Here is a 13,411-nt window from a genome sequence, read left to right on the forward strand (position 1 = left end):
TTCAAAGTCCCGCCTGCCTCGCGGCGCCTGGCACGCACGCTCGCCGCGTTGTCGGGATCATCCCGGTACACCCAGTACCGGGACGACCCTCCGCCTTGCGATCGCACGCACCAGACACCGCGAGGCCCGCCCTACGGGCGAACGACGGGACTTTGAAGACAGGCCCTACGGCGAGATCCGGCTACGTCATCCGTCCCAGCCCCACAGGGACGAGGGACACAGGCACCGATCGGTCATTCCACGGTGGTAGGTCCCCTCCGAGGTCCTTACCGTGAGGCTCCGAGCGTGCACGGCCGCCTTCCGCCCCCGTGCCGGACGCCGACTCACCGAGGAGCCCGCATGGACGTCAGCCGGCTGACCGCGATCGACGTGCACACCCACGTCCTCGCATCCGTCACCGAAAAAGAGCGTTCCGGAACCGGTTCCGACGCCCTCGCCGGGGTCTTCGGCCCGATTCCCGAGCTGACGGTTCCCGAGCTCGCCGAGTACTACCGCGAGCGGTCCATGGCGGCGATCGTCTTCACCGTCGACTCCGTCACCCGGACCGGTCAGGAGCCCCGGGTCACCAACGAGGAGATAGCCGAGCACGCCGCCGCGCACCCGGACACCCTGATCCCGTTCGCCAGCGTCGACCCGGGCCGCGGCGCGGCCGCCGTGCGGACCGCACGCCGCCTGATCAACGAGCACGGGGTCCGTGGGTTCAAGTTCCACCCGAGCGACCAGGGCTTCTTCCCCAACGACCCGGCGGCCTACCCGCTGTACGAGGTGATCGCCGAGGCGGGCCTGCCGGCCCTGTTCCACAGCGGGCAGACCGGAGTCGGGGCCGGCCGGCCGGGCGGGGGCGGCATCCGGCTCAAGTACTCCAACCCGATGCACCTCGATGACGTCGCGGTCGACTTCCCCGACATGCCGATCATCATCGCCCACCCCTCGGTCCCCTGGCAGGACGAGGCGCTGGCGGTCGCGGGCCACAAGCCTCAGGTGTACATCGACCTCTCCGGCTGGTCCCCCAAGTACTTCCCGCCACAGCTGGTCGCGCAGGCGAACTCGCTCCTGAAGGAAAAAGTCCTCTTCGGGTCGGACTTTCCCGCGCTCTCTCCTGACCGCTGGCTCGCCGACTTCGCCAAGCTCGACATCAAGGACGAGGTGCGCCCCCTCATCCTCAAGGAGAACGCAGTGCGCCTCTTCGGCCTGGACGACTCGGCGAAGGTTGCGGAGGACTGATCATGGACGTCTCCTTCGGCACCGTCTGGGAAGCCGTGGCCACCCGCCTCCCGCACGCGGTCGCGATCTCCGAACCGGGCCGCGACTTCACCTACGCCGAGTTCGATGACCGCGCGTCCCGCCTGGCAGCGGCGCTCGAGGCCGCGGGTGTCGGACCCGGCGACACCGTTGCCTGCTACCTGTACAACGGTGCGCCCTACCTGGAGACGGTGTTCGCCGCCTTCAAGATCGGCGCGATCCCGGTCAACGCGAACTACCGCTACACCGAGGAGGAACTCTCCTCCCTGCTCGACGACGCCGACGCCGCCGCCCTGGTCTTCAGCGGGGAACTGGCGGCCAACGTCAGCCACGCCGCGGCCCATGTGTCGTCGCTGCGCCTGCTCGTACAGGTCGGCAACTCCCCCGGGTGGCCGGCCGGGCCCACGGCACGCGACCTCGACGACCTGCTCGCCTCCACCGGTCCACGCCCGCACCGACCCCGGCCCGGCTCGGATCAGCTCTTCATGTACACCGGCGGCACGACCGGCAAGCCCAAGGGCGTCATCTGGCGGCAGGCCGACCTGCTGCACAGCCTCACCGTGCCGATCTTCCGCCCGCTCGGCCTGGCCGGGCTGCCTGGCTCGCTGGAGGAGGCAGTCGACGTTGCGGTCAAAGCCCACGAGGACCGCATGGCGCCGGCGGTCATGCCGGTCGTGCCACTGATGCACGGCACCGGCCTGTTCAACACGCTCGGCGCCCTGCTGGTCGGCGGCCGGGCCATTACCGTGCGCCCCGGCCGCCTCGTTCCACATCACGTCTGGGAGACCGCGGCGGCGCAGCGCGCGGGCACGATCATCGTGGCCGGCAACGCGGTCTGTCAGCCGCTCGTCGACGAGCTGATACGGGCGGAGAACGCCGGCTCGCCCCACGACCTTTCCTCCCTCCGCGCCGTCCTGAGCTCGGGTACCGCTCTCAGCGACCGCCTCAAGCAGGCCCTGCACGAACGGGCGGACCTCACCATCACCGATGCGATCGCCTCCAGTGAGGGCGGTCCGTTCGCCTTCGCGGTGACCCGGTCCGTGGAAGACCTCCCGGCCCGCTTCTTCCCCACCCCGGCGACCAAGGTCATCACCCAGGACGAGCGCATCCTCGAACCTGGGAGCGACGAGACGGGAATGCTCGCCTACAGCGGCCCGATGCCGCTCGGTTACTACAAGGACAGCGCCAAGACGGCGACCACCTTCCGCACCGTCGACGGCGTCCGCCATGCCATCCCCGGCGACCTCGCACAGCTGGAGGCGGACGGATCGATCCGCTTCCTCGGCCGCGGCTCGGGTGTCATCAACACCGGCGGCGAGAAGGTCCACCCGCAGGAGGTCGAAAACGTCCTCCTCACGCATCCGGACGTCACCGACTGTGTCGTCATCGGTGCCCCTGACGACGTCTGGGGCGAGCGGGTCGCCGCAGTCGTCGCCACGTCCTCGCCCCGCTCACTCGTCGAGTCGGATCTCCAGGACTGGGTTCGCCGGTCCCTCGCCGGATACAAGGTTCCGCGCACGATCGTGCTCGTCGACAGGCTGGCCAGGACCCCGACCGGCAAGTTGGAGATGGCCTGGGCCAGGGCGACGGTCAGCGCGGACAAGCAATAGTCCCACCCGCACGCGAAGTTCCGGTGCGACGAGCCGGCCGACCCGGTTCGGCTTCCGGCCGACCCGGTTCAGCTCTGTGGCGGCACGAGGCCCTGTCGCACCGCGACGAGAGCGGCTTGGGTGCGGGACGTGAGCTGGAGCTTTCGCAGCACGTTGCTGACGTGCGTCCGGGCGGTGCGCTCGCTGATCACGAGTTCGTCCGCGATCTCCTGGTTGGAGCACCCCTGGGCAACGAGGATCAGGACGTCGCGTTCCCGACCGGTCAGAGCACCGATGCCGGTCGGCGGCGACACGATCTCCTGGGTGAGCTGACGGGCCACCGCGGGGTCGAGGAACACATCCCCCACCGCTGCCGCGCGGATCGCGGCGACGACCTCGCCGGGTTCGGCGTCCTTGAGCAGGTAGCCCGAGGCGCCGTTGGCCAACGCGGCGTGCACCCGCTCCATCTCGCCGAAGCTGGTCAGGACCACGACCTTCACGCCGGGGTACAGCTGGGTGATGCGCGCCGATGCCGCGACCCCGTCCATTTTGGGCATCAGCAGGTCGATCAGGACGACGTCCGGGAGCTCGCCGTAAGCGGCCATGGCCTCCAGCAGATCGAGGGCCTCCAGACCGTTGCCGGCTTCGGCCGCCACTTCCAGGTCGTCGAGAACCTCAAGGTAGGCGCGGATACCGCGGCGGACCACGGCGTGGTCATCAACGATCATGACCCGGACCTCTGCATGGGTCGGCGTCGGTACTGCCGGAGCGTTCACGGTGTCGGGTCCTCCCTCGGTTCATCGGGCCTGACGGGCTCCGAGAGTGCGGTGTGTGGCACGAGATCGGGCAGCGGGACCACGGCCCGCACCGAGGTGCCCCCGGCCGAGCGTGGTCGGACCCGCACCGTGCCACCCCATCGCTCCGCCCTCTCCCCCATGCTGACCAGGCCGTATCCACATGCCGGGCCCTGACCTTCGGCACCGGTCGCGCGGACGCCCGTGCCGTCATCGGCCACGGTCACGGCGAGCGCGTGCTCTCGCACCCTCAGGCAGATGGTGACGCTCTCCGCCTCAGCATGCTTGACGACGTTGTGGATGGCCTCAGCGACGATCCGGTACACGTCCTCGGCCATCTCCGGGGCGATGCGGTCCAGCCCGGACCCGGCAATGACGCTGAACCGCAGACCGGTGCGGTTCCTGGTGCTCTCGGCAAGGGCCCGGACGGCCTCCTCGAGCCCCAGCTGGGTCGAGGCCGCCGGCCGGAGTTCGTGCACCATGGCACGAAGGTCCGCCAGGACGGTCTTGGACAACACTCCGACCTCTTCGGCGATGCGCCGCACACCCGCGGCCGGGACGCTCTCGCCACGCGCTCCCAGCACGCCCAACGACTTGGCCTGCATCCCGATGGAGAACACCTGCTGCACGATCGAGTCGTGCAGGTCCCGGGCCAGCCGCTGCCGCTCCTCCCGACGCACGAGCTCACGCTCGTTCCGGAGCAACGAGACGTAGTCGACCGCAACGGCGGCCTGTTCGGCCATGGCCTGCAGGAACTCCATGGTGGGGCGACCGACGACCTGTCCCGGCTCGAAGAACGCGTTGAGGACGCCGGCGGAGCGGCCGCGGATGATCAAGGGCACGCTGACGAACCAGTCCCACTCCAGCTCGCCGAGGTACTCGTGCAACGGTTCCCACGACGGGTCCTGCCGGATGGATGCCCAGCGGTCGGGCACCACGACCGGCTCGCCCTGCTCCAAGGCGTCGATCATCGCCAGGACGGCACCGCGCTCGCGGCACTCCATGAGCCGGTGAAAGAAGTCCGGCCAGCGGCGGAACCCGGCCGAGCCCATGATCTGCAATCCCTGGCCCGACTCGTCCAGCGTCAGAATCTGCACCCCGGCCAGGGCGTCGGCCTGTAGCACCTCTCCGGCGAGGGCGTCGAGAGTCGCCGTGATCGAGCCCTCCGACGCCAGCTTCACGGACGAGCGCGCGATGGCGGCCACCCGGCGCTGCCGCTGCCGCTCGGCACTGACGTCGCGAAAGGCCACCACGGTCATCGACGGATCACCCGGCAGCGGTCGGGTCCGATAGGCGAACTCGCGGCGCTGCCCGGCGACCGGGGTCCATACGCAGACCTGCTCGGTTGCGCCATCATCAAGAAGCTTCAGGGTGTCGGCCGAGAAGCACTGCGCAAGCTCGAACGGTGCGGGCGTCCCGGCCAGGTCATCCGCGGGGCGTGCGCACAACGCGGCCCCCGCCGCATTCACCTGGACGAACAACCCATCGGAGTCGATCACGGCGATGCCGTCGGGAACATGCTCAGCCAGCATCGCCCACGCAACCGGCGGGCCGAGCGCCCCGGCTTCCCCGTCATGTGACTCCACGACGTTTGCTCCGCGATCTCGGCTGGACACCATCCCTCCTCCCGGACCTTCCACACTGCGGCTGTCGGGCCAGCATGCGCCCAGCCGCACACCGCCATCATCGGACTCCCGGCACATTCCGTCTACGTCATCTGTCGTAGGCACACGGCGAGGGACCGCCGAGGGCGACAGCACCAGGACGGCGACCACCTTCCGCACCGTCGACGGCGTCCGTCATGCCGTTCCCCGGCGACCCTCCGCAAGCAGCCCGAAGCGGCCACAAGTGGGCCTGTACAGGTGGGCTGTGGAGATACGGGACTAAGCTGGATCACGGGTTCGGGCAGTCCGAGGAGCACCATGAGTGGTCAGGCGGATGCGTTCAGCGACAGCGCCTTGTTGCCGCATTTCCTCGCAGTCAGCCGGGCGCTCCTGGCCCGGCAGGACATGGGGCTCGTGATCACCGACAGCGATCTGCGGGTGCTTCGGTCCAACGTCGGGCCCGGAACGTTCGGTGGGCAAGGTGTGGCACCGGGCAGCCTCCTCCCCGAGTTCTTCAAGCCTCAGGACGCGCCGGCGATGGCGCATCGCCTGGGAGAGGTGCTGGAGGGACGGACGCATCATCGGGCTGGTGGTGGTCCTCAACGACGTCTCCGAGCAGCGGCGTTCACAACGCCGTCTGGAACTGCTGCACCGGGCGGCGGACCGGATCGGCACATCGCTGGATACCCACCGAACCGCGCAGGATCTCGCAGATCTGCTGGTCCCCTCGCTGGGCGAGTTCGCCTCGGTGTACCTGGTCGAAGCCGCCTTCACCGGTGCCGAAGCACCCGAGCTGGCCGGGATCGGAGGGCATCTCCTGCAAGGCCGGCATCTACCGGCCTGCCAGGAGCACGGCCGGCGTCGGCGGTGACTGGTTCGATGTCGAACTGGACCCGGCCCCCCGCTCGGTGTCGGCGGCATGCCGTTCCCGGTGACCGAGATCGAAGTGGAGCCCACCAGCACCCTCGCCCTGTACACCGACGGAATGGTCGGGCAGCCGCACGGCGACATCGGCACCGGCATGGAGCGGCTCAAGTCCGCACTCACCCATGCGTGCCGACCAGAGTGCAACCTGCCGGAAGAGGCCGACCGTCTTGTCAAACAGCTCTCGGACCCCGTTCCCGGAGATGACGTCACGCTGCTGCTGGCTCGCACCCGTACCGTGCTCGACGAAAACACGGCGACTTGGGAATTTCCTCGTGACCCCAAGATCGTTCCAGCGGCTCGCTCCGTCACGTCCAGGCAGCTCGGCGCCTGGGGCCTGGAGGACCTGGCGTTCACCACCGAACTGGTCGTCAGCGAGCTTGTCACCAACGCCATCCGCTACGCGGTCGGCCCTGTGCGGTTGCGCCTCACCCGCGACCGCATCCTGGTCTGTGAAGTATCCGACGGCAGCAACACCCAGCCCCGGCTGTGCCGGGCCCGGTCCACCGACGAAGGAGGCCGCGGCTTGTTCCTCGTCGCCCAGCTGACCACCCGCTGGGGCTGCCGCTACGGCCCTCGCGGAAAGACCATCTGGACTGAGCAGCCCCTTCAAGGCGTCCCTGGGGGCGTATCCCGATGACGGGTGAGCGGGACGTCCACGGCGGCCGCCCACCGCAGCTGCATCCGCCGAACAGGCTGGGTCCCAGGGGTTGTTGGTCATGTCGGCGAACGCCCGCGCGGACCGAGGGACCGCCTGTCGGGCGACTCTCAGTCGCCGCGTTCCTCCTCCACCCCGGCAAGCTCCCGCAGCAGCGGCAGGAGCTCCTCCAGTCGCTGAGCGCCGAGCCGCTCGACCGGCCAGCTGTTGACGCGGGCGGCCGCGGGGGCGACACGACGCAGCAGGTCATGGCCTTCGGAAGTCAGCCGGACCTGGTGCCGGCGGCGGTGGGCGGGGTCGACCTCGCGAGTGACCCAACCACGGGAGGCGAGTCTGTCGAGCATGGTGGCCATGGTGGACCGGTCGATCGCGGTGGCCCTGCAGAGCTCCACCTGGGTGCTGCCGGGTGAGTCGACGAGAACGGTGAGGACGGCGTACTGGGGGGCCGTGAGGTCGGGAACCTCTGCTTGCCAGACCGCAGTGAGCTGTTGCAGCGCGCGACGCAACAAGTGCATCGGAGTGTCGGCGAGGGACTGCTCGGGCATGGCCGCGGTGTCTCCGAATCGTTGCAGCACCGGCGGGTAGCCAGCGGGGCCACGCGGTGAGGCTCCAGGCGAATCTTGGCACAGGCCGCCAGGGACAGGACAAACCTCCCCAGGCCAACGGGGGTGCCGCCCCGACCGGTGCCGCCCCGACCGATGCCGGGGCGGCCGGGCGTCACCGGGTGGTGCGGGCCAGGGCGTCGCCGGGAGTGGAGTCGGACCGGGTCATGCGGAACTCCTCCGGGTAGGCGTCGCGGCTGGTGCGGCGGACCGGTTCGGTGGTGCGCCAGGTGTACAAGCAGGTCCGGCACTGTAGTACGTCCCAGGCGCCAGGGACCGGTGAAGTGGCCAGCTGCTCGGTGCGGGCGGCTGCACAGCGGGGGCAGGTCATGGTGAGCCTCCAGATACAGGGGGTACGGGGATCAGACCGCGGCGCGCAGGGCGTGCAGCTTCGCCGCCCACTCGGCCATCTCGGGCAGGTCGGTGACGGGCTGGCCGTAGCGGCCGCGGTCGTCGGGTGCGACTGGAGTGGTGGCGTCGATGACGAGCTTGTGGGTGATGCCGGCCGGATCGGAGCCCGGGTCGAGCCCCACCACGGGGAAGTTCGGCAGCGTGACCAGGTCGCCCGCCGGGTTGACCTTGGTGGACAGCGCCCACATCACCTGGGGGAGGTCGAAGGGGTCGACGTCTTCGTCGACGACGATGACGATCTTGCAGTAGCCCAGGCCGTGGGGGGTACTCATGGCCCGGGTGCCGATGACCTTGGCGAAGCCGCCCAAGCGCTTCTTGGTGGAGATGATGGCGAGCAGTCCGTGGGTGTAGGTGGCGTTGACCGCTTGGACTTCGGGGAATTCCGCCTTGAGCTGCTGGTAGATCGGTGCGCACGTGCTGGCGGCGACCATGTAGTCGATCTCGGTCCTGGGCATCCCGAGGTAGAGGCTTTCGAAGATCGGGCTGCGGCGGTAGGAGATCTTGTCAATGCGCACCACGGGCATGCTCCGGCCACCGGAGTAGTGGCCGGTGAACTCCCCGAACGGGCCCTCGGCCTCACGGGTGTGCGCTTCGACGACGCCTTCCAGGACGACTTCACTGCCCCAGGGGACATCCAGCCCGGTCAGCGGGGCGGTGGCGATGGGGGCGGGCGCGCCGCGCAGCGCGCCGGCCAGGTGGTACTCGGACGTGTCGTAGCCGAGCGGCGTGGAGGCGACGATGGAGATCACCGGTTCGTTGCCCAGCGCGATGGCGATCGGCAGATCCTCGCCGCGTTCCTCGGCCTTGCGCAGGTGGATGGCGACATCGTGCACGGGGACCGGCAGCAGGTTGAGCCGGTTGCGGCCCTTGACCTGCATGCGGTAGACGCCGACGTTCTGCTTGTCGAAGTTCTCCGGATCCTCCGGGTCGCGGGTGACGACGGCAGCCTTGTCGAGGTAGAAACCGCCATCGCCGTCGTTGAGTCGGAACAGGGGCAGCACCTTGAACAGGTCGACCTCGCCCCCGTCGAGTGACTCCTGCGCCCACAGCGGGTCGCTGCGGCGCTCCGGTTCGACGGGGAAGCTCTCCCGCCAGCGGCGGCTGAACTCCTCGACCTGCTCCTTCGCGCCCGTGGCCGGCGGCAGGCCCAGAGCGAGGGCGTGGTTGGGCCACGAGCCGTGCACGTTCAACGCGACCTTGGCATCGGTGAACCCGGTGACGTTGTCGAAGAACAGCGCGGGAGCGTTGTCCCCCAGGCGCGGCGCGGCGTTGGCGGCAGCGGCCAGGTCCGGCTCCGCAGCCACCTCCTCGGTGATGCGCAACAGCTGGCCATGGCGGTCCAACTCCGCCAGGTAGGAACGCAGATCGTCATACGGCATGGGTCTCTTCCTCTCAATCGGTCCAGTGAGTTCCGCGAGGCTGGTCGGCGAGCTGTGCACCATCGGTCCGCCGGGCGTCGGCCAAGCCGCTCCAGCGACGGGCCCCGGGGCGGACAGGCCGAACTGATCCAGGACGCGGGCGACGATGTGGTCGACGACATCGTCAAGAGTGGCGGGGTGGTTGTAGAAGGCGGGCATGGGCGGCACCATCACCGCGCCCATGCGGGAGAGGGCGAGCATGTTCTCCAGATGGATCTCGCTGAGCGGGGTCTCCCTCGGCACCACGACGAGCTTCCTGCGCTCCTTGAGCACCACGTCGGCGGCCCGCCCCACCAGACCCTCGGCGTAGCCGGCCCGGATACCGGCGAGGGTCTTCATGCTGCACGGGACGACGATCATCCCGTCGGTACGAAAGGAGCCCGACGAGATCGCCGCGGCCTGATCCGCCGCCCCGTAGGTCACGTCGGCCAGCTTGGTCACCTCGCGGGCCGTGTACGGAGTCTCCAGCTCGATCGTGGCGCGAGCCCACCGGCTGAGCACGAGGTGCGTCTCCACCCCGTCCAGCTCACGCAGGACCTCCAGCAGGCGCACCCCGAACGGGGCGCCGGTCGCTCCGGTCATTCCGACAATCAACCGCATGACCGCCTCCCAGCAGCAGGGAACTCGTTCGTCCACAAATCGAATGTGCACGAACGATTCGTTTGCACACTAACATGGGGGCATGCAGAGGCAGCAAGGACCGTCCAGCGCCCGCGACCAGGGCACCGCCGGGCAGCCGGTTCCCGAGATGCGCCACAAGTCGTTCCACCTGATGAGGCGGGCACTGCAGGAGCACAACGCCCACTGGCAGACCCGGTTCCCGCACCTGACCAAGCCTCAGTACGCGGCGCTGAGCGCCGTCGGCGAACAACCCGGCATCGAGCAGTCCGCCGTGGCCACCGCGGCCGGCATCGACAAGGCCACCCTCGCCGCCGTCCTCCTACGCCTGGAACAGCGCGGCCTGATCACCCGCGCCGTCGACCCCGACGACCGGCGCCGCCGCCTTGTCCACCTCACCGACGAAGGCGACCAAGAGATCCGCAACGTCTTCCCCGTGGCCGGCGAAGTGGACACCCTCCTGCTGGCCCGCCTCACACCACAGGAGCGCGAGCAGCTTCAACAACTGCTGACCAAACTCACCACCACGCCGTGAACACGCAGCTGAGCCCAGGCGGGACAGACGTCCACACCAGCCACGGCTCGGAGGGTGAAACGCCCGCGAGCACCCGAATCCGCCACCCTCAACCGCGCGTTCGGCAGCGCCGATCGGGCGCTTAACGCGGATTCGGCAGCCCGGCGGCAAGAAGGTCGAAGGCCTCGGCAACCAGAGCCTGGAGGGTCTCGCGATCGGAGCCGGGCGTCCAGGCCAGGAGGGCCGCGCGCAGGGCTGTCATCGCGGCCCCCGAGAGCAGTTGAGGGAAGATGCTGTCGACCGGCACCCCGAGGCGTCGGGCCAATTCCTTGCTGAGCGACTGCTCGATGCGGCGGATGCAGTCGGCGAGCTTGATGTGCAGCTCGGGATGGGCCGCGAGCAGCTCGGTACGCGCGGCCCAGTTGGCGTCCGCGCCGAAGCTGGGCAGGGTTTCGAGCATGGCCAGGCGTAGCGCGGCGAGCGCGGGAACGGTGCTTGGCTGCCGGGAGAGCCGTCCCACCAACTCTGCGGTGAGCTGCTGATCCCAGGCGAAGAGCGCCTCCTCCTTGCTCTCGAAGTAGTTGAAGAACGTGCGGGGGGAAACGTTGGCGGCCGCGCAGATCTCATTGACCGTCACGGCCGAGGGACCGTGCTCAAGGGACAACTCAATGGCGGCCCTGCGCAGGGCCGCTCGGGTCTCCAGCTTCTTGCGCTCCCGGAGTCCGGGGGACGTGTGCCGCAGGTCCATGAGCCGTCTCTTCTCGCGTCGTACACCTCGCATACCCCTCCGAAGGATATCGCCGAGGGATCATTACATTACTGTAATCTTGCATAGGTGCAAGAACGCAAGAATTCGTAAGCGCTCTGCCGAACCCTCCGAGGAAGACGCCAAGACATGGCACACGCACACCGATCCCCCGCCATCTCACGGCGGCGATTGTCCCTGGCACCCACCGCCCGGACGCTCGCAGAGAACCTCTGGCTGCCCGCGCTCTTCCTGGCCGGACTGCTCTTCAGCTACCTGGTCGCCTTCCACCAGCCCATCCCGCACCACATCAAGGTGGCGGTGGCCGCGTCGCGGCAGTCGACCGCGCAGTTGCAGGAAGGCCTCGACGGGGTGACGCCCGGAGCGTTCGACCTCGAGCCGGTCAGTACAGTGCGGGACGCCGTGTCCGCGGTGACCCACCAGGACGCGGTGGCCGCGCTGGAGCCGCAGGGAAAGGCGTTCCAGCTGTACGGGGCCAAGGCTGATGGAGTAGCACTGGAGTCCGTCCTGCAGAACGCGTTCACCGGGGCCGCCCGTCACGCAGGCAAGGCACTACATGTTCACGAACTGGCGGCGACCCTGCCGGGAGACGCCTCGGGAACCACTGCCACCTACGCGGCGCTGGCCTGCACGCTGCCCTGCTACTTCGTGGTGGTCGGCATGCAACGGGCGGTGGGCTTCAACCGGCGTCGGCAATGCCTCACCTTTCTGGGCTGCGGCGTACTGATCGCGGGCCTGTCCTACGTGTCCAGCGTCTACTGGCTGCATGCACTGCCGGAGCACCCGCTGCTCCTGCTCTACCTCTTCCTTCTCACCCAGGCGGTGTCACTCACTGCCTACGGACTGGTGCCGTTCTTCGGGCGCTTCTTCCCCGGGGTGGCAGCGACGCTCTTCATGCTGCTCGGCATGCCCTCCAGCGGAGGGACGGTGCCGGTGGCCATGGTTCCGGGATTCTTCCGATTCCTGCATCCGATCTTGCCGCTGGGCAATGCGGTCGATGCCCTGCGCTCGGTTGCCTACCTGGGTAACACCAAGCTCGCCCGGCCCACACTGGCGCTGACCGGGTGGGCCGTTGGCGGTTTGGCGCTCATCCTGCTGGGCTGGGTGAAACAGCGCCGGACACTACGCGCGCAGGAAGCAGGGAACGAAGCACCGATCCAGCAGCCCGCTCCGGTGGACGACCCCTCAATGGAGTTGCCGGCGCCAACCGGACTGACTCCGCATCATCACCATTTCGGAGAGCAGGAGCCGCTCCTCGTCGGCCGCGTCGTCGATGACTCCGGCTTCCCGGTGGCCGGTGCCGTGCTCACGGTGACCGCCGGTCATGGTCGCGAGCTGCTCCGCGCTCGAACGGACGCCAACGGTGAGTACGCAGCGACCGGCTTGCCCGAGGGTTACGTACTCGTCCTGGCCAGCATGCCTGAGCACTTGCCATCGGTGCGGAGGGTTCTGATTGACGCATCCAGCACCGTGACCCAGGACTTCCAGCTGGCCGCACCTCTGGTGGAAGCCCGGTTGGCCCGTTGACGTCAGCTGACGTGGCGTCATGTGGCACTGACCGGATGCCGGGGGCCAGGGCATCACAGCTGTGGTTCAGGCAGGGGCCGCGTCCGGGCTGGGTGGCGCGGGACGTCATCGCCGCGCGCGGTGGAAGGCCCCTGCCAGCGCACCGCGCGTTGGCTGTCGAGGCCGAACTGGTCCATGACGCGGGCGACTATGTGATCCACGATGTCGTCCATCGATGCGGGCTTGTTGTAGAAGGCCGGCATGGGCGGCAGGATCGTCACTCCCATCCTGGAGAGGGCCAGCATGTTCTCCAGGTGAATGGCCGACAGCGGGGTCTCCCGCACGCCGAGCACCAGGGGACGCCGTTCCTTGAGAGTGACATCTGCCGCCCGTGACACGAGGTCACTTCCGTAACCGGCCCGGATCGCAGCGAGTGTCTTGGCACTGCACGGCAGAATCACCATGCCGTCGGTGCGGAACGAGCCGCTGGAGACAGCGGCCGCCTGATCCTCGGGACCGTGCACCACATCCGCCAGTTTCGCGACCTGCCGCGCCGTCCACGAGGTCTCCAGCTCAATGGTCGCCCGCGCCCAGCGACTCATGACCAGGTGTGTCTCCACGTCCGGCTGCCGGCGTAGCTCCTCCAGCAGTCGGATGCCCAGAATCGCGCCCGTGGCGCCCGTCATCCCGACGACGAACCGCATGTACATACCTTTCGCTCGAACTTTCCTGAATGCCGTGTGTCGCGCCGATTCGACGAGGCAC

13 protein-coding genes and 1 pseudogene are annotated in these 13,411 nt (G+C 68.8%); 6 read left to right on the forward strand and 8 right to left on the reverse strand.

From position 1 onward, the window contains the following. The first annotated feature begins 339 nt into the window (after positions 1-339). Together AC3EUV_RS37245 and AC3EUV_RS37250 are read left to right on the forward strand one after the other, a co-directional pair. Positions 340-1,224, forward strand: a complete 885-nt coding sequence (locus tag AC3EUV_RS37245; RefSeq protein ID WP_432145941.1) for an amidohydrolase family protein — start codon at positions 340-342, stop codon at positions 1,222-1,224. Positions 1,225-1,226: 2 nt separating this feature from the next. Next, entirely contained in the window at positions 1,227-2,852 is a 1,626-nt protein-coding gene (locus tag AC3EUV_RS37250) for an AMP-binding protein (RefSeq protein ID WP_435604820.1), read from the forward strand. A gap of 68 nt (positions 2,853-2,920) precedes the next feature. Here AC3EUV_RS37250 and AC3EUV_RS37255 read toward each other — a convergent pair whose 3' ends face one another. Together AC3EUV_RS37255 and AC3EUV_RS37260 are read right to left on the reverse strand one after the other, a co-directional pair. Further along, positions 2,921-3,559 carry a response regulator gene (locus tag AC3EUV_RS37255; protein WP_432000518.1) on the reverse strand — a complete coding sequence of 213 codons (639 nt, stop codon included), beginning with the start codon at positions 3,557-3,559 and terminating at the stop codon, positions 2,921-2,923. Between the two features lie 44 nt (positions 3,560-3,603). Then, a complete protein-coding gene (locus AC3EUV_RS37260; protein WP_432145939.1) occupies positions 3,604-5,211 on the reverse strand; it encodes a GAF domain-containing sensor histidine kinase in 1,608 nt (535 codons plus the stop codon). Between the two features lie 607 nt (positions 5,212-5,818). On the opposite strand from AC3EUV_RS37260, the gene AC3EUV_RS37265 reads away from it, so the two are divergent. Together AC3EUV_RS37265 and AC3EUV_RS37270 are read left to right on the forward strand one after the other, a co-directional pair. Further along, complete coding sequence (locus AC3EUV_RS37265; RefSeq protein WP_435604821.1) at positions 5,819-6,100, forward strand: hypothetical protein; 282 nt, start codon at positions 5,819-5,821, stop codon at positions 6,098-6,100. A 60-nt stretch (positions 6,101-6,160) separates the two neighbouring features. Further along, positions 6,161-6,793, forward strand: coding sequence for an ATP-binding protein (locus tag AC3EUV_RS37270; RefSeq protein WP_432145937.1), 633 nt, complete (start codon positions 6,161-6,163; stop codon positions 6,791-6,793). A 128-nt stretch (positions 6,794-6,921) separates the two neighbouring features. Here AC3EUV_RS37270 and AC3EUV_RS37275 read toward each other — a convergent pair whose 3' ends face one another. The 4 genes and pseudogenes from AC3EUV_RS37275 to AC3EUV_RS37290 form a co-directional block, all read right to left on the reverse strand. Beyond that, positions 6,922-7,356 (reverse strand): MarR family winged helix-turn-helix transcriptional regulator, encoded by a 435-nt coding sequence (locus AC3EUV_RS37275; RefSeq protein ID WP_432145936.1) that lies wholly within the window; start codon positions 7,354-7,356, stop codon positions 6,922-6,924. A 172-nt stretch (positions 7,357-7,528) separates the two neighbouring features. After that, positions 7,529-7,744, reverse strand: coding sequence for a non-oxidative hydroxyarylic acid decarboxylases subunit D (locus AC3EUV_RS37280; protein ID WP_435604822.1), 216 nt, complete (start codon positions 7,742-7,744; stop codon positions 7,529-7,531). Positions 7,745-7,775: 31 nt separating this feature from the next. Further along, positions 7,776-9,266, reverse strand: coding sequence for a non-oxidative hydroxyarylic acid decarboxylases subunit C (locus AC3EUV_RS37285; RefSeq protein WP_435604823.1), 1,491 nt, complete (start codon positions 9,264-9,266; stop codon positions 7,776-7,778). Beyond that, positions 9,217-9,842, reverse strand: a pseudogene (locus AC3EUV_RS37290) (non-oxidative hydroxyarylic acid decarboxylases subunit B). The gene AC3EUV_RS37285 and the pseudogene AC3EUV_RS37290 overlap by 50 nt, the downstream one beginning before the upstream one ends. An 82-nt stretch (positions 9,843-9,924) precedes the next feature. Between AC3EUV_RS37290 and AC3EUV_RS37295 the strand changes: the two are divergent. Continuing rightward, positions 9,925-10,395 carry a MarR family winged helix-turn-helix transcriptional regulator gene (locus AC3EUV_RS37295; protein ID WP_432145932.1) on the forward strand — a complete coding sequence of 157 codons (471 nt, stop codon included), beginning with the start codon at positions 9,925-9,927 and terminating at the stop codon, positions 10,393-10,395. Positions 10,396-10,516: 121 nt separating this feature from the next. On the opposite strand, the gene AC3EUV_RS37300 is transcribed toward AC3EUV_RS37295, so the two are convergent. Next, positions 10,517-11,122, reverse strand: a complete 606-nt coding sequence (locus tag AC3EUV_RS37300) for a TetR/AcrR family transcriptional regulator (RefSeq protein WP_432145931.1) — start codon at positions 11,120-11,122, stop codon at positions 10,517-10,519. A gap of 147 nt (positions 11,123-11,269) precedes the next feature. On the opposite strand from AC3EUV_RS37300, the gene AC3EUV_RS37305 reads away from it, so the two are divergent. Then, positions 11,270-12,667: a carboxypeptidase regulatory-like domain-containing protein gene (locus AC3EUV_RS37305; RefSeq protein ID WP_435604824.1), complete on the forward strand. Its 1,398-nt coding sequence runs from the start codon at positions 11,270-11,272 to the stop codon at positions 12,665-12,667. Between the two features lie 53 nt (positions 12,668-12,720). Here AC3EUV_RS37305 and AC3EUV_RS37310 read toward each other — a convergent pair whose 3' ends face one another. Then, positions 12,721-13,350 (reverse strand): non-oxidative hydroxyarylic acid decarboxylases subunit B, encoded by a 630-nt coding sequence (locus AC3EUV_RS37310; RefSeq protein ID WP_435604825.1) that lies wholly within the window; start codon positions 13,348-13,350, stop codon positions 12,721-12,723. Between the last annotated feature and the right edge of the window lie 61 nt (positions 13,351-13,411).

This window comes from Streptomyces sp. bgisy130, assembly GCF_057708345.1.